The 16,008-nt window shown below is 71.8% G+C and carries 11 protein-coding genes and 1 riboswitch; of the genes, 7 read left to right on the plus strand and 4 right to left on the minus strand.

Annotation, left to right across the window (positions count from 1 at the left end; genetic code table 11):
• Nucleotides 1–3: 3 nt before the first annotated feature.
• Genes ABZ851_RS28855 through ABZ851_RS28865 form a run of 3 tightly spaced genes read left to right on the plus strand, consistent with a single transcriptional unit; the run spans nt 4 to nt 4,688 of the window.
• Nucleotides 4–1,728, plus strand: coding sequence for an ABC transporter ATP-binding protein (locus ABZ851_RS28855; RefSeq protein WP_361133449.1), 1,725 nt, complete (start codon nt 4–6; stop codon nt 1,726–1,728).
• Nucleotides 1,725–3,473 carry an ABC transporter ATP-binding protein gene (locus ABZ851_RS28860; RefSeq protein WP_361133452.1) on the plus strand — a complete coding sequence of 583 codons (1,749 nt, stop codon included), beginning with the start codon at nt 1,725–1,727 and terminating at the stop codon, nt 3,471–3,473. Before ABZ851_RS28855 ends, ABZ851_RS28860 begins: the two co-directional genes overlap by 4 nt.
• A gap of 18 nt (nt 3,474–3,491) precedes the next feature.
• Nucleotides 3,492–4,688 (plus strand): tetratricopeptide repeat protein, encoded by a 1,197-nt coding sequence (locus tag ABZ851_RS28865; RefSeq protein WP_361133454.1) that lies wholly within the window; start codon nt 3,492–3,494, stop codon nt 4,686–4,688.
• A gap of 302 nt (nt 4,689–4,990) precedes the next feature.
• On the opposite strand, the gene ABZ851_RS28870 is transcribed toward ABZ851_RS28865, so the two are convergent.
• On the minus strand, nt 4,991–6,049 hold the full coding sequence (locus ABZ851_RS28870) for an aldo/keto reductase (protein WP_361133457.1): 1,059 nt from the start codon (nt 6,047–6,049) through the stop codon (nt 4,991–4,993).
• Between the two features lie 252 nt (nt 6,050–6,301).
• Nucleotides 6,302–6,518: riboswitch (cobalamin riboswitch) on the plus strand.
• A gap of 156 nt (nt 6,519–6,674) precedes the next feature.
• Between ABZ851_RS28870 and metE the strand changes: the two genes are divergently transcribed.
• Nucleotides 6,675–8,999, plus strand: coding sequence for a 5-methyltetrahydropteroyltriglutamate--homocysteine S-methyltransferase (gene metE / locus ABZ851_RS28875; protein WP_361133460.1), 2,325 nt, complete (start codon nt 6,675–6,677; stop codon nt 8,997–8,999).
• Nucleotides 9,000–9,374: 375 nt separating this feature from the next.
• Nucleotides 9,375–9,893 carry an RICIN domain-containing protein gene (locus ABZ851_RS28880; protein ID WP_361133463.1) on the plus strand — a complete coding sequence of 173 codons (519 nt, stop codon included), beginning with the start codon at nt 9,375–9,377 and terminating at the stop codon, nt 9,891–9,893.
• Nucleotides 9,894–9,974: 81 nt separating this feature from the next.
• On the opposite strand, the gene ABZ851_RS28885 is transcribed toward ABZ851_RS28880, so the two are convergent.
• The 3 genes from ABZ851_RS28885 to ABZ851_RS28895 all read right to left on the minus strand — a co-directional run bounded on the left by ABZ851_RS28885 (nt 9,975) and on the right by ABZ851_RS28895 (nt 13,914).
• Nucleotides 9,975–12,032, minus strand: a complete 2,058-nt coding sequence (locus ABZ851_RS28885; protein WP_361133466.1) for a phosphocholine-specific phospholipase C — start codon at nt 12,030–12,032, stop codon at nt 9,975–9,977.
• Nucleotides 12,033–12,739: 707 nt separating this feature from the next.
• A complete protein-coding gene (locus tag ABZ851_RS28890; protein WP_361133469.1) occupies nt 12,740–13,309 on the minus strand; it encodes an ATP-binding protein in 570 nt (189 codons plus the stop codon).
• Between the two features lie 221 nt (nt 13,310–13,530).
• On the minus strand, nt 13,531–13,914 hold the full coding sequence (locus ABZ851_RS28895; protein WP_311624122.1) for a hypothetical protein: 384 nt from the start codon (nt 13,912–13,914) through the stop codon (nt 13,531–13,533).
• A gap of 284 nt (nt 13,915–14,198) precedes the next feature.
• Between ABZ851_RS28895 and ABZ851_RS28900 the strand changes: the two genes are divergently transcribed.
• The gene (locus ABZ851_RS28900) at nt 14,199–15,476 is read left to right on the plus strand and encodes a serine hydrolase domain-containing protein (protein ID WP_361133472.1); all 1,278 of its coding nucleotides are present in this window, start codon (nt 14,199–14,201) and stop codon (nt 15,474–15,476) included.
• Between the two features lie 268 nt (nt 15,477–15,744).
• Nucleotides 15,745–16,002 (plus strand): hypothetical protein, encoded by a 258-nt coding sequence (locus ABZ851_RS28905; protein ID WP_336048662.1) that lies wholly within the window; start codon nt 15,745–15,747, stop codon nt 16,000–16,002.
• Nucleotides 16,003–16,008 lie beyond the last annotated feature (6 nt).

Genomic DNA, 16,008 nt, shown 5'->3' on the forward strand with positions numbered 1-16,008 from the left:
GCCATGCTCGCCCCGCATCCCCCCGCACCGGCCGGGGAGACCCCACCGGGCCGGCCCGGCCCCCCGGTCGCCACCACGCCCTGGGGGCTGATCGCCCGGATCCTGCAGCCCGCGGCTGCGCGCCTGACCCTGGCCGTCGTCGCCCTGGGGGCGGCAGCGGTCGTCCACATGCTGCTGCCCTGGTTCCTCGGGCGGGTCGTCGACGAGGGGCTGGTCGCCCACGACCGCGAAGCCCTGGTCACCTGGTCCCTCGGCATGTTCGCGGTCGCCCTGATCAATCCACTCTGTTACGTCATCGGCTATCGGCAGATGGCCCTGGCCGACGCCGAAGCCCAGTGGCGGACCTCCGACCGCCTCACCTCGCGGCTGTGCGAACAGGCTGGCCGGGGCGGGCAGCGGGTCGCGGCCAGCGACATCGTCAACCTGGTCACCGGCGACAACCAGTCCACCGCGTCGATGGCCGACACCATCGGTCATGGCGCCATGAATCTCATCGCCTTCACCGTCGGCACTGTCATGGTCTGGCGGATCCACCCCTGGCTCGGCGTCACTCTCGCCCTGGGCGTGGTCGCCACTACGTTGGTTGCCGGCCCCCTGCTCGGTCGGCTCCAGCGACGGCAGAGCACCTACCGCGACGAACTGGCGGACCTCGCCGGCCAGGCCGCCGACGTGACGGCTGGCCTGCGCGTGCTGCGCGGCATCGGCGGTGAGCAAATTTTCCTGCGGCGCTACCGCCGCCAGTCGCAGCAACTGCGCGACTCCGCCTACCGCATGAGTGACTCAAGCTCGTGGATCCAAGCGCTGCAGCAGGCCGTGCCGCTCGTCTACCTGGCCGCCGTCACCTGGCTCGGTGCCCGTCTGGCCCTCGCGGGGGACATCAGCGTCGGAGAGCTGAGCGCTGCCTTCGGCTACGCCACCGGGCTGATCATGTACTCAGGTTCCCTCCTCGGCAACGCCCACTCCGTGGTCGCCGCGCGCGTCGGCGCCGGCCGGCTACTCGCGGCGCTCGCCGCCGACGACGACGGCCTCCGGGGCGGTGGGGCACCAGCCCCACAGGGGGACCTGCACGACACCTGTACGGGTCTGGTGGCCCCTGCCGGGAAACTCACCGTCGTCGTGTCCGAGCACAGCGCCCGGGCCGCTGCTGCGCTGCGCAGGCTCTCGGGCTACGACGGTCCGGCCCCCGACGTCACCTGGGGTGGGCAGCCGCTGACCGGTACCGCACCTCAGGAGCTCCGTGCGAAGGCCCTGCTGCTCGCCGACGACGACTATCTGTTCGCCGGCACCCTCCGCGAGGTGCTTGGCGCCCCGGACGACGAGACGGCGCTGGCCGCCCTGCACACCGCCTGCGCCGAAGACCTCCTGACCGCGCTCGGTGGCACCCTCGACGGCGCGGTCTCCGAGCGCGGCCGCAACCTTTCCGGTGGCCAGCGCCAACGGCTGGCGCTGGCCCGGGCACTGGCCGCTCGGCACCCCGTCCTGCTGGCCGTGGAACCCACCTCGGCGGTCGACGCCACCACGGAGTCGCGGGTCACCGAGCGCGTCGCGACGGCCCGCCGGGGCAGCACCACCGTCGTGGCCAGCGCCTCCCCGCTGTGGCTGGCCAGGGCCGATCACGTGGTACGGCTCACGAGCGCCGACGGCGCCGGGACTGTTGAGGCCAGGTCCGCGGGGTCCGGGGAGTCCGCGGGGTCAGTCGCCGTCCGTACGAGGAAGGGAGCGCGGTGAGCGCCACGGAATCCCTCCAGCTGCCGGTCGCCACGCCGCGTGAGGTCCGACGTGCCATCTACCATCTGATCAGGGGCGAAAAGGGCACGGTAGCCCTGGTGTTCCTGCTGCGGCTGGCTGCGGCGGCGGCGAGCGCCGCGCTTCCGGTGATGCTCGGCGGAGTCGTCGACGGCGTCGACGGCGGCTGGGACACCGGCCGGGTGGACACGGTCTGCCTCGCCTTGTTCGGCTGCGTCGCCGCGCAGATGACACTGACCCGGGTCGGCCGGCGCCTCGGCCACCGCTTCGGCGACCGCTCCGCCGCCCGGATCAGGGAGCAGGCTCTTGAACGGGTCCTGCGCCTGCCGATGCGCACCGTCGAGCGCGCCGGCACCGGAGACCTGTCCACCCGGACCACTGGTGACGTCGACACCGTCGCCGGGTTGCTCCGCTCCACCGGACCCGAAGTGGCTGCGGCTGTCATCGAGGTGCTGGTCATTGTCGGGGCGGCCTTCCTCGTCGACCCACTGCTGGCCCTGCTGCTGGCCGTCGTCCTGCCTCCGCTGCTGCTCGCGGCGCGCGGTTACATCCGCCAGGCCCGGCCCGCCTTCCTCTCGGAGCGCGCGGCGCTGAGCGACCTCACTGAAGCCCTGACTGCCTCGGCTGTCGGCGCCCGGACCGTGGCCGCCCACGGGCTCCAGGCCCGGCGGTCAGCCGTCGGACGACACCTGGGTGGTGAGCGGTACCTGAGGCAGCGGCGGATCATCCGGCTGCAGAGCTGGTTTCTGCCGGTCCTGGACCTCACCTACACCCTCCCGGTCTCGGCGGTCCTCTGTGTGGGCGGACTCGCGGCCCTCGACGGCTGGGCGAGCACGGGAGCGGTCGTCGCCTGCGCGATGCTTGCCTACCGGCTGTCCGGCCCGCTGGACCGGATCATGTACTCGCTCACCGAGTTTCAGGAGGCCGCCGCGGCCCTGGCGCGCGTGGAGGGCATCGGTGCCGTCGAGCCGGAAGCCCGACCGGCGCAGGCGGCGGGCAGCGATGTGGCCCTCCAAGAGGTCACTTTCGGCTACGACGCTGGGCCCGACGTCCTCCACGGCGTCGACCTGCGCGTCAAGCCCGGTGAACACCTCGCGCTCGTCGGCCCGTCCGGAGCCGGCAAGTCCAGCGTGGCCTGGCTCATCGCCGGCATCGAGCGCCCCCGTGGCGGACTCGCCTCGCTCGGGGGCGTGCCCAGTGCGGACATCGCGCTCGAAGAGCTCCGCCACAAGGTCGTCCTCGTCACCCAGGAGCACCACGTCTTCGCCACCAGCCTGCGCGACAATCTCGCGCTCGCCCGGGACAAGGCCGACGACGCGGCCCTGTTGGACGCCCTGCGGCAGGTGGGCGCCACCTGGTTGCAGGACCTGCCAGACGGCCTCGACACCGTCCTGGGCGACGACTGCCATCCGCTCACCCTCGCCCAGACGCAGCAACTGGCGCTGGCCCGGGTGCTCCTCGCGGACCCCGACGTGGTCATCCTTGACGAGGCCACCATCGGGCTCGACCCCCGCTCCGCCGGGGAGGTGGAGGCGGCCGTGGCTGCGGCCCTGACCGGGCGGACCCTCATCACCATTACCCACCAGCTGCAGGCGGCCGCAGCAGCCGACCGCATCGCGTTGATCGAGGAGGGACGCGTCGCCGAACTCGGCACCCACACCGAACTCGTCGAGTCTCGGGGCACCTATGCGGGGCTGTGGGAGGCATGGAGCAGCGGTCGTGTCTGAACACGAAGGAGTCACGCAGTGATCGTCTCTACCACCGAGTTCCTGAGAAGGAACAACGGACATACGGTGCTCCCGGAAACCAGGCCCTACCGCTTCAATCAGGCGCGCCCGCCGGGGGACGTGGCCGATGACACGCCGGACCCGCTGGACCGGATCCACGCGCTCGGCTTCGCCGGCCACGCCCGGGCAGCGGCCGAGCTCGCCGGGGAGAAGGCAGCCGCTACCTGGGGACCGGGGCATGGGAACCCCGGGGCCGGCCCCGGCACTGCCATGACCGCCTTCCGCCTTGAACAGGCAGCGGCGTACTGGCTGGGCGTAGCCGGCGAGGCCCAGCTGGCCATCGGGCGCCTCGAGGCCCTGGCGGAGACCCATCTCAGGTACTGCCGCGACGGGAGCGGTGCGCCCGGCTACCGGGAGTTGCTCGAAGCCCGGAACGACCTCGCGTACTGGCGCGGCACGTCCGGCGACCCAGACGGTGCCCTGGAATTGTTCGAAGAACTCCTCGCCGATGCGGTCACCGTGTTCGACCGGCATGACAGCCACGTGCTGGCCGCCCGGAACAACACGGCGTACTGGCGTGCTGTCAACGGCGATATCAAGCGGGCCCTGGTGGAGTACCGCCGACTCCAGACGGACAGCGAACGCATCCTCGGCGCGGCCCACAGGGACACGCTGATGGTGCGGAACAACCTCGCCTTCTGGCACGGCGAGTCCGGCGACGCGGGCGGCGCCCTGGAACGGTTCGAGCAACTGCTGCCCGACGTCTTGCGACTCATGGAACCAGACGACTTCTATGTGCTGTCGGCCCGCAACAATGTGGCGTACTGGCGCGGATTCAACCGCGATGCGCGGGGCGCCCTGGAGCAGTACCGAATGTTGCTCGATGACTGTCGGCGCACCCTCGGGGACCGGGATTACCACACGCTGTCCGCCCGGCTGCAACTCGGGTTGTGGAGCGGGGTCGCCGGGGATCTCGACGAGGCGATTGCCGCGCTGGGTGAATTGCTGCCCGCCGTGGAGAAGGAACTGGGCGGCTCCCACGAGCTGAGCTTCTCGGTCCGGCACCAGCTGGCCCGCTGGCACGGCGCCCGCGGCGACGCCCACGAGGCCGTCGCGATCCTCGGTCCCCTCGTCACCGAGCAGCAGCGGGTGCTCGGCGCGCAGGATTACCGCACGCTGGCTTCCCAGGGGCTGCTGAGCCGCTACTCGAGCTGATCCCCCTCGCTCACCTGGCCAGGGCCGGGTCGTCGCACCACCGCGACGGCGCGGCCCGCCGCCGTTTCCGTACGTGCCGCCCAGTGCCTACAACGACGAGCGGTGCGCACAGTTGGATGCCGCGCGCACCGTCGGCAGGGCTGCAGGCGCTCACCACCAGCACGCCACCACCGACCAGCGCAAGAGCGGTGCCCGGCCGGATTACCAAGGCAGCTGTCCCAGTACCAATGGCAAGGGTGTCCGGCCGCCCGGGCGCCGACGCCACTCCGTGCGTCGCGAGGCGGAGGCAGTGGCAGCGCCGGTCAGCGGATCTCGCTCGTCGTCCGGCGGTAGGTGGAGCGCCGGTCGTCGATCTCGGCCCAGCGGTCGCCGTAGACGTTCTCGGTGATGCCCGGCTCCCGCAGGAAGTCGTGCGGGAAGCCCAGCGGTACCGCGCTGCACCGGTCGAGCCGCGCCTGCGCGTCGGCGTCGAGCGTGACCTCCACCGCGGCGAGGTTGTCGAGCAGCTGGCTCTCCTTGGTGGCGGCGATGATCGGGATGATGTTGCCGGGCCGGCCGCGCAGCCACGCCAGCGCCACCTGCGCCGGGCTCCAGCCGCCCTGCTCGGCGATCTCCAGCACCGCGGTGACGGTCTCCTCGGTGTGGTGGTCCGACCGGTCCGCCTCGCCGACGGCATGCAGCCGGCCCTTCTCCCCGCGGCGGTACTTACCGGTGAGCCGGCCGGCCGCGAGCGGCGCCCAGGCCAGTACGGCCAGGTCGAAGGCGCGGGCCTGCGGCAGCAGTTCGCGCTCCGGCGTCCGCTCCAGCAGGTTGTAGCGCAGCTGCGAGCCGGCGAACGCGGTCCAGCCGCGCAGCTCGGCGAGGGTGTTCGCCTGCGCGATCTCCCAGGCGGGCCAGTCGGAGACGCCGAGGTAGAGCACCTTTCCCGAGCGCACCAGGTCGTCGAGCGCCCGCATCACCTCCTCCACGGGCGTGAAGTTGTCCCGTGCGTGCACCCACAGCACATCGAGATGGTCGGTGCGCATGCGCTCCAGGCTCTCCTCCACCGACCGGACCAGGTTCTTGCGGTGGTTGCCCGCCGCGTTCACATCGCCCTTGCGGGTCGCGCAGGTGTATTTGCTCGCCAGCACGAAGCGGTCCCGGCGGCCTTCGAGCAGTTCCCCCAGGATCCGCTCCGAGGTGCCGTCGGTGTAGTTGTTGGCGGTGTCGACGAAGTTGCCGCCGGCCTCGGCGTAGGCGTCCAGGATCCGGCGGCTGGTGTCCTTGGCGGCGCCCCAGCCCCAGTCCTCGCCGATGGTCATCGCCCCCAGGCTCAGCTCGCTCACCCGCAGGCCGGTCCTGCCGAACAGTGTGTAGCGCACGTGGTTCCCTTCGATCAGCGCAGCTCTCCGGTAGTGCGTTCACGCTAGGAGCTGGAGCGCCCTCCAACGCAAGGCGCGGCCGGGCGTGGGGGTCCGGTTCCGGCCTCTTCGGCGGCGTGGACCGGGCGGGCGAGCGAGCGGGCGAGCGGGCCCTGCCGGTGTGCCCTGGGGAGACGTCCCCGAGGAACACCCCCTACGGAGCCATGTCCTGGGGAACATCCTTTACGGAGACACCCCCGGGAACCCATGCCCTAGGGTGGGCCGGGCAATGGTTCGCCCTGTCCGCCAGGCAGGCGCGTCGTAAGAGGGAACCCGGTGGAAGTCCGGGACTGCCCCGCAGCGGTGAGTGGGAACGACCGCCGTCATACGCACTGGGCCCGGCCGGGTCTGGGAAGCGACGGCCAGTAGATGTCCGCCTTGGTGGATGTGCCCGCGAGTCCGAAGACCTGCCAGTGCCCCCGTGCGACCGGTGCGCGGGGAGATCTCGGTGACCTCGAGGGCGGGTCGGCGGACATCAGACGGGTACGTCCGGCTTGTTGGCGCCGGGGCCCGTCCGGATCGCCGTCCCTTCGCGTCCTCGACCCGTCCCGTGGTCCATGGAGACATACTCGCGAAGGAGAGTTCCGTGACCAGCACGTCCGCAGCCGCGGCAGCACGCGCCACCGTGCACGGCTACCCCCGTCAGGGGCCGAACCGTGAACTGAAGAAGGCCATCGAGGGCTACTGGAAGGGCCGCGTCGGCGCCGACGCCCTGCGCGCCACCGCCGCCGGACTGCGCCGCGGCAATTGGCGGCAGCTCGCCGAGGCCGGTGTCCACGAGGTGCCGACCGGCGACTTCTCGTACTACGACCATGTGCTGGACACCAGCGTCATGGTCGGCGCCGTCCCGGACCGCCACCGCGCCGCCGTCGCCGACGACGCCCTCGACGGCTACTTCGCGATGGCCCGCGGCACACAGGAGGTGGCGCCGCTGGAGATGACCAAGTGGTTCGACACCAACTACCACTACCTGGTACCGGAGTTGGGGCCGGACACGGTCTTCGCCGCGGACTCCGCCAAGCAGGTCGCCGAGCTGACCGAGGCGCTGGGTCTCGGTCTGACCGCTCGTCCGGTCCTCGTCGGGCCGGTCACCTATCTGCTGCTGGCCAAGCCCGCGCCCGGTGTGGCGCCCGGTTTTGATCCGCTGACGCTGCTCGACCGGCTGCTGCCCGTCTACGCCGAGGTCCTTGCCGATCTGCGGGCGGCCGGCGCCAAGTGGGTGCAGCTGGACGAACCGGCGCTGGTGCAGGACCGCTCCCCCGCCGAGCTGAACGCCACGGCCCGCGCCTACCGCGACCTCGGCTCCCTCGTCGACCGTCCCCAGCTGCTGGTCGCCTCGTACTTCGACCGGCTGGGCGAGGCGCTGCCGGTACTGGCGAAGGCGCCCGTCGAGGGGCTGGCGCTGGACTTCACCGGCGCCGCGGCCGGCAACCTCGGGGAGCTGGCGGCGGTCGGCGGACTGCCCGGCAAGCGGCTGGTCGCCGGTGTCGTCGACGGCCGCAATGTGTGGATCAACGACCTCGGGAAGTCGCTGGCCACGGTGGGCACGCTCCTCGGCCTGGCCGAGCGGGTCGATGTGTCGACCTCCTGCTCCCTGCTGCACGTCCCGCTGGACGCCGCCGCCGAGCGCGATATCGACCCGCAGATCGCCCGCTGGCTGGCCTTCGCCCGACAGAAGACGGCGGAGGTCGTGACGCTGGCGCGCGGTCTGGCCCGGGGCACCGGCGCCATCGCCGCCGAACTCGCCGCCAACCGCGCCGGCCTGGCCTCCCGTACGCGTTCCGCCCTCACCCACGACCCGGCCGTGCGCGCCCGCGCCGCGGCCGTCACCGATGCCGACGGCCGCCGTTCGCAGGCGTACGCCGAGCGGAGTGCCGCCCAGCGCGCCCACCTCGGGCTGCCGCCGCTGCCGACCACCACCATCGGCTCGTTCCCGCAGACCGCCGAACTGCGCACGGCCCGCGCCGACCTGCGGGCCGGGCGGATCGGCACCGCGGGCTACGAGGAGCGCATCGCGGCCGAGATCCGCGAGGTTCTGGCCTTCCAGGAGAAGGCCGGCCTCGATGTCCTGGTGCACGGAGAGCCGGAGCGCAACGACATGGTGCAGTACTTCGCCGAACAGCTCACCGGCTACCTCGCCACCCGGCACGGCTGGGTGCAGTCCTACGGCACCCGCTACGTCCGCCCGCCGGTCCTGGCCGGGGACATCTCCCGGCCGGAGCCGATGACGGTCCGCTGGACGACTTACGCCCAGTCGCTCACCGACCGGCCCGTCAAGGGCATGCTCACCGGCCCGGTCACCATGCTCGCCTGGTCCTTCGTCCGCGACGACCAGCCGCTGGGCGAGACCGCCCGGCAGGTGGCCCTCGCCCTGCGCGACGAGGTGCGTGACCTGGAGGCGGCGGGAACGTCGGTCATCCAGGTCGACGAGCCCGCACTGCGCGAAACCCTGCCCCTGCGCGCCGCCGGCCAGTCCGCGTACCTGGACTGGGCCACCGAGGCGTTCCGCCTCACCACCGGCGGGGTCCGTCCGGACACCCAGATCCACACGCACATGTGCTACGCGGAGTTCGGCGACATCCTGCGCGCCATCGACGATCTCGACGCCGATGTCATCAGTCTGGAGGCGGCCCGCTCCCATATGCAGGTCGCCGGGGAGCTCGCCACGGCGGGATATCCGCGCGAGGTGGGACCCGGTGTCCATGACATCCACTCGCCGCGCGTACCGGGCGTGGACGAGACAATGTCCTTGCTGCGCAAGGGACTTGAGGCCATTCCGGCCGAACGGCTGTGGGTCAACCCGGACTGCGGTCTGAAGACCCGCGGCTGGCCCGAGGTGCGGGCCGCACTGGAGAACCTGGTCGCGGCGGCCCGCAGGACCCGCGACGCACTGCCCGGCACGGCCTCCTGAGCCTGCGGGCCGGGGGCCGGCGCCCGCAGGACCCGGCCCCCGGCCCGGAGCAGGGGGATCCGGCCAACTTGGCCGGATCCCCGGCTACTCCCGGCCACCGGCCCCCGGTTCCGCGCCGTACCGCACGGCCCCGCACCGCGGCCCCGGCCTGCTTGATCAACACCGTTTCCCGTGCTGCCCGTACGCCGTTGTGCCCCGCAACCATCACCCCGGGGAGTTTGAAGGGAACAAGACGCCTGATGGCATGAAAATCCATACGAAAGGCCGCTGCGGAGCAAGGTGTTCGCTACGTTCCCCTTGCGCCGCACTCCTCCCCGTCACCGTGCGGCGCACCACGTCCGCAGCACCCCACGAAGCACGGGAAAGAGGCCTGTCATGCAACGCGTCCTCAGCCGGTTTCTGCTGGTCCTCAGCCTGCTCACGGCCCTGCTCGGCGGGTTGACCGCCGGCGCCGCCTCCGCCGCCGACACCGTCCCCTACCACATCTTCAACAATGCGACCGGCGGCAGCCTGCTGCCCTACGGCTACGGCAGCGACTCCTCCGACGGCATCCTCATGTACGTCTGGAACCCCGGCCTCACGGCCGGCGGTGACGAGTGGACCTTCGAGGACGTCGGCGGGTCCTACCTCATCCGGAACACCAGGACCGGCAAGTGCCTGAAGCCGGGCGGACCGTGGTACGGCAAGACGTATGTGACCCAGGGGGCGTGCAACACCAGCCTTGAGTTCCAGTGGGGGCTTCAGGTGCGGGGCTCCGACGGCGCGTACAAGATCACCTCGCGCTCCTCGCACCAGGTGATGACGCCGTACTACGGCACTGCGCTCGGCGAGGTCGTGGTGCTCGAACCCGACAGCGGCGTCACGAAGAACTGGTGGTCCATCACCCCGGTCTGACGACGGCGACAGCGGAGAACGGGGCACCTGCCACGTGCGGCAGGTGCCCCGTTCTCCATGGCGGACGGCGGACGAGGCCGCTCAGCCGGTGAGGATCGCCGGGTCGCTCACGCCCGGCTCACCGTTCTCCACATGGCCGGCGAACCGGCGCAGGAAGGTGCCGTCGGTGTCGGCGGTGACCGACAGGTCGTACCAGCGCTTGCTGGCGCGCAGGTCCACCGGCTTCTTGACGGTGGCCCCCGCACGGACGGTGTAGGTCTCACTCGCCCCGCCGTAGGCGTGGGTGACGGTGAGGTGGCAGGCGGTGCGGCCGTGGTTGGTCAGGGTGAGTTCGACGCGTCCGGCGGTCGCGTCGTGGCGGGCGGTCACCTCGGGGCCGGCCTTCTTGCCGTCACCCTTGAAGGTGCGCAGGAAGCCGTTCGGGCCGTACACCGTCAGGTCGTAAGTGCCCTTGGAGTACTCGGTGTTCCAGGTGTCGGAGATCTTCTTGCCGGCCTCCGTGGTGTACGTCCAGGGGCCGTCGGTGCGGTTGCCCCCGGTGACGGTGAAGCAGGCACCTGCCTTGTCGCCGCCGCTGAAGGTGAGGGTGTAGCGCCCGGTGGAGGGGGCGGCCTTCCCGTCGACGAGCGGCGCGTACGGCAGCGGACGCGACGGCCGGGAGCCCGGCTCCTGCTTGGGCAGGACGGGGTTGGCCGGCGGCTTCGGCACATAGCTGTCGTGCCGCTCGTTGTCCGGCGGCCGGAAGCCGTCGGTGGCCGGGAGCGCGGCCGGCTTGGTGTTCTCCAGACCGAAGTCGAAGGCCGAGGTCAGGTCGCCGCAGATGGCCCGCCGCCACGGCGAGATGTTGGGCTCGTGCACCCCGAAGCGGCGCTCCAGGAAGCGGATGATCGAGGTGTGGTCGAAGACCTCGGAGCAGACATAGCCGCCGGTGCTCCAGGGGGAGACCACGATCATCGGGACGCGCTGGCCGAGGCCGTAGGGGCCCGCGGCGTACTTGGCGTTGCCGCCGAAGTAGTCGAGCGAGGTGTCCACGGTCGACTTGCCCTGGTCGGCGGAGGCCGGCGGGAAGGGCGGGAGGACGTGGTCGAAGTAACCGTCGTTCTCGTCGTACGTGATGAGCAGGGCGGTCTTGCTCCACACCTCGGGGTTGGAGGTGAGCGCGTCCAGCACCTGCGAGACGTACCAGGCACCGTAGTTGGCGGGCCAGTTGGGGTGCTCGGAGAAGGCCTCGGGGGCGGCCACCCAGGAGACCTGGGGGAGCTTGCCGGCCTTCACATCGGCCTTGAGCCGGTCGAAGTAGCCGTCGCCCTGCTTGGCGTTGGTGCCGGTGCGGGCCTTGTCGTAGAGCGGGTCGCCGGGCTTGGCGTTGCGGTACTGGTTGAAGAAGAGCAGCGAGTTGTCGCCGTAGTTGCCGCGGTAGGCGTCCTCGATCCAGCCCCACTTGCCGTCGGCGTCCAGGCCGTCACCGATGTCCTGGTAGAACTTCCAGGAGATCCCGGCCTTCTCCAGCCGCTCCGGGTACGTCGTCCAGCTGTAGCCCTCCTCCTCGTTGCCGAGGACGGGGCCGCCGCCCGAACCGTCGTTGCCGACGTGTCCCGTGTACATGTAGTAGCGGTTGGGGTCGGTCGCCCCGATGAACGAGCAGTGGTACGAGTCGCAGATGGTGAACGCGTCGGCGAGCGCGTAGTGGAACGGGATGTCCTTGCGCGTCAGGTGGGCCATCGTCCCGGCGGTCTTGGCGGCTATCCAGTTGTCGTACTTGCCGTCGTTGCGGGCCTTGTGGCCGCCCGCCCACTCGTGGTCGAGGCCCTCGATGAACTGCATGCCGAGGTTCTCGGCGTCCGGGTGGTAGGGCAGGACCTCCGAGGAGCCGTCGGGCTGGTGCCAGACGGACTTCCCGTTGTCCAGGATGAGCGGGCGCGGGTCGCCGAAGCCGCGTACGCCCTTCATCGAGCCGAAGTAGTGGTCGAAGGAACGGTTCTCCTGCATCAGGACGACAACATGCTCGATGTCCTTGATGGAGCCGGAGCGCCGCGTGGCGGGGATGGCCGCCGCACGGGCGATGCTGCTCGACAGGGCCGAGACGCCCGCGGTGGCGCCGGCTATCTGGAGGAAACGGCGCCGATTCAGTTCAGCCATGACTTTGGGGACCTCATGTCGTGTGTGTGGGGGGGCGTTCGCAATATGGGGATCGATGCTGTGCGGTGGTACCGGGAGCTGTGAGGAAACCGGGTCAGCAGAGTGTTCCAAGAGGAACGGCGCCCGGGGAAGGGGGGGTGTCCCAGGTGTGACACATCGCCGTACGCGCGACGAACTCCCTGGTCGTGCGGGGCGGGCCGGCATTCCGGAGGAATGCGGGCACGGCGGCGCGAGGGGCGTGCGGCGCCCGGGGCACGGCGGCGCGAGAGAGGGGCAGGCGCGGCGGCGCGAAGGGCGTGCGGCGCCCGGGGCACGGCGGCGCGAGAGAGGGGCAGGCGCGGCCGCACGTCCGCCGGGCGGTTTCACGGCGGGGCAACCCGGGGCAGGGCAAGCCGGGGCAGGGCAACAGGGGGCGGTCAGGGCCCGGAGCCGGGTGATTCCTCAACTGCCGTGTCGGCAGGAGTGCGGGGCGGGTGTGCGCGCAGCAGCCGCGGCCGCGCGCGGAGTCGTGGCCGCGCAACAGTCGTGGCCGCGCGCAGGTCCGTATCCGCGCACACACCGCGCCTGGGCGACGGCGTCTCCCGGGCGGCGGGGCGCGCGCCCGTAAGAGGCCCGGCGGACGGCTGCCGGCCCGCTCGCGAGGCGTGACGGAGGTCGGCGTCAGCGCCTCGTCGGCGGGCCGGTGGCGGGCCGGGCTAGGGGGTGCGTCAGACGACCAGCACCCCGGACGACGACGCGGGGGCGGCCGCGGCGGCGGCCGCGGGTGCCGCCTCGGGTGCGGCCTCGGGTGCGGGCTCGGCGAGCGGTTCGGCCGGTACGGCCGGAGGCACCGCCGGCTGACCCTTCGCGTCGGGCACGCTGCGCAGCGGAGTGCGGCTGGTCAGCCGGGACTTGCGGGTCGCCTCGACCCGGCGGGTGAACCAGATGACCTTGCCGTCCGGTGTGCCACAGGTGCCCCAACTGTCACTGAGCGCCGCCACGGTGGCGAGCCCGCCGCCGGCCGCGGAGCGCAGTTTCGGCAGCCGCGGGCCCTCGTCGGCGACGGACGCGGTGAGGTGGCGGCCGCTCCAGCGGAGTTCGACGACGCACCGGGCGTCCGGGCCGATATGGCGATGGACATTGGTCAGGAGTTCCGCCACTCCCCGGCACACGGGCGGGATATGCAGTTCGAGATCCCAGTACCGCAGGTGCGCGGCGAGGATCCGCCGGATCTGCGGCACGCGCTCCGCCGAAGCATGCAGTTCGACCGTGTAGTGCCGGTCGCCGGGAAGTGTCATGTCGTGGCTCCTCACCGCGAGGCTCACGCCCTTCACCTCGTTGGACCAACGAACCCCGAAACACGAAGAGTGAGCATTTATCACGTATGGGTCATTTGTCATGGTGACCCCGCGGGGCGGGTTCCGCAACAGATCATGGACCGCAGGAGCCCCCTGGACACGGCCCCGTGCCGGCTGGTCCGCAGCCGGTCAGGACCTGTCCGGGGTGTGCCCCGCTCCCCCTAACGGGTCTCCAGCCGGAGCTCGACTTCCTTCTCCTGGTCACCGGCGGCCGTACCGAGGACGTGGACCGTGAACGCGGACTCCAGGCCCTTGCACAGCTCGTCGACGGCCCAGTAGCCGCCTTGCAGGCTGACCAGGACGGGGGCGGTCAGCCGGCGGGGCTCGGCCGCGGACTTGCGGTCACTCACGTCGAAGGTCGAGGTCCACACGGTCGAGCCCGCCCCGGCGACCTCCTCGGGTACGTCGTCCGCGGCCCGGTCGGAGGTGAAGGAGGTGCGCAGGGCGCTGAAGACGGCGTGCGCGTCCTGCGTCGCGCAGCTCTCCAGCTCCACCACCACCTCGGCCGATACATGCTGTGTGCCTGCCGGTTTCGCGCTGTTCACTGTGGGACCTTCCTCTGCGGCCGTCCTCCGGGAGCCGAACGCTTCCAGGCTCGCCCCACGGACCGGTGTGTGCGACCGGAGACCCGCAGGCGAGCGAAGCCGTAGGGAGGAGCACCGGCTGGACGGCGGCGGAGTCAGGGGGCGGAATCCGGACACGCGCCGCTGAGCCGTCCGGACCCACATGGTTGCCACGGGCATCGGCCCGGACGGATCATCCGGTAGAGGCCACACGCACGTACGGACGAACGGGATGACCGCACTCGGACGACGCGAGGAGAGCCACCGTGGGACCAGCCACCGTCGACGGCCACTGCGCACCGGGCTTCACCGGCGTACGGGAAGCGTTCGAGCGGAACTTCCGCGTGCACGGCGATATCGGCGCGGCGGTCACGGTGACCCTGGAGGGCGAGGCGGTGGTCGACCTGTGGGGTGGCCGTGCGGACGCCGCCGGGACCCGCGCCTGGGAGCACGACACCCTCGTGAACGTCTACTCGACGTCCAAGGGGATGACCGCGCTGTGTGCCCATCTCCTCGTGGACCGGGGCGAGTTGGACCTCGACGCGCCGGTGGTCCGGTACTGGCCCGAGTTCGGGCAGGCCGGCAAGCAGGACATCCCCGTCCGCTGGCTGCTCAGCCACCGCGCCGGTCTGATCGCGCCCCGGGTGCCGCTTCCCGAGGGGTGCGCCTACGACTGGGACCGGGTGTGCGCCGCCCTGGCGGCGACCGAGCCGTGGTGGGAGCCGGGCACCGCGCAGGGCTACCACGCGGTGACCTTCGGATACCTGGTGGGCGAGGTCGTACGGCGGATCACCGGGCAGTCCCTCGGCACGTTCCTGCGCAACGAGATCACCGGGCCGCTGGGCGCGGAGGTGTTCATCGGCACCCCCGCCGAGAAGCACGCCCGCTGTGCGGACATGGTGGGGCGGCTGGACGCGGCACGGATCGCCGCGCAGTTTCCCGGCGTACCGAAACCTCCGTTCCGCACGCTCGCCGACCATCCGCTCGCCGTGGTGATGCTGGCGCTGCTGTCCCTCCCCACCGGCGACGTCAACAGTGCCGCCTACCGGTCGGCCGAGATCCCGGCGGGCAACGCCCATGCCAGTGCCCACGGGCTGGCGACCGTGTACGGCGCACTGGCGGGCGGCAGGCTCGTCGGGCCCGGCACGCTGGAGGCGATGCGCCGGTCGCAGAGCCTGCCCGGCGAACGTGATCTGACGATCGACGCGCTCGCCCCCGCGGGCCACGAACACCGCTGGGGCCTCGGCTACATGCTCAACCACCGGGGCCAGGCGGGGCCCAACCCCGGGGCGTTCGGGCACGGTGGCGCGGGCGGCTCGTACGCCTTCGCCGATCCGGAGAACCGGCTGTCGTTCGCGTACACCATGAACAAGTACGGCGGTGGCACGACCGGCGACGACCCGCGCAACCGCGGTCTGGTCCGGGCGGTGTACCAGTCCCTGGCGCAGACCCGGCGGCCCGGCGCCGGCCGCATCGAGGAGCGGCCGGTCCGCGCGGCGGCGCCGGCCGCGGCGCCACCGGAGGCCCGCCCGCCGCGCCGGTGAGGGCACGCCACGCGTCGATGAGCCCGGCGCGCCGGGCGGCCGGCAGCCGGGCGACGGTCCCGGCGATCTGCGCGTGCGGTGCGCGCTGCGCGTCGCGCCCCATGGCGCCTCTCTCCCCGCCCGGAGGCATCGTGCCTGGTGGCGGGCCCTGCCGAAGGTCATCAGGAGCCTGGAAATCCGCCCCCGCGAACCCCGTTGCAGAGCGCAATAATGGGAGGTGCGGCATGCATCCGGCCCGGCGCGAGCGCGGCGGGCCCGAGAGGGCGTGATGACCATGGAACGGGACACCGAGACGGTTCACGAGGCCTATTCCTTCGTCTGTCTGCACTGCGGGCACGGCTGGGAGGAGGAGTACGAGATCCGGCACACCACGGATCTGGCCGGCCACCGGCGGGCCGACTACTTCGCCCGGGGCGCCCGGGTCCACTCCCCGCTGACCCGGTCCGACTGCCCGTCGTGCAATCTCGGCCCGATCCGCATCCTGCGCCCCGGCCGGGTCAACTCGACCCGCCCCTACCTCGCCTGACCCTCC

Origin of the sequence: Streptomyces sp. NPDC047049 (assembly GCF_040643995.1) — a bacterium.
Taxonomy (GTDB): Bacteria; Actinomycetota; Actinomycetes; order Streptomycetales; family Streptomycetaceae; genus Streptomyces; species Streptomyces mooreae.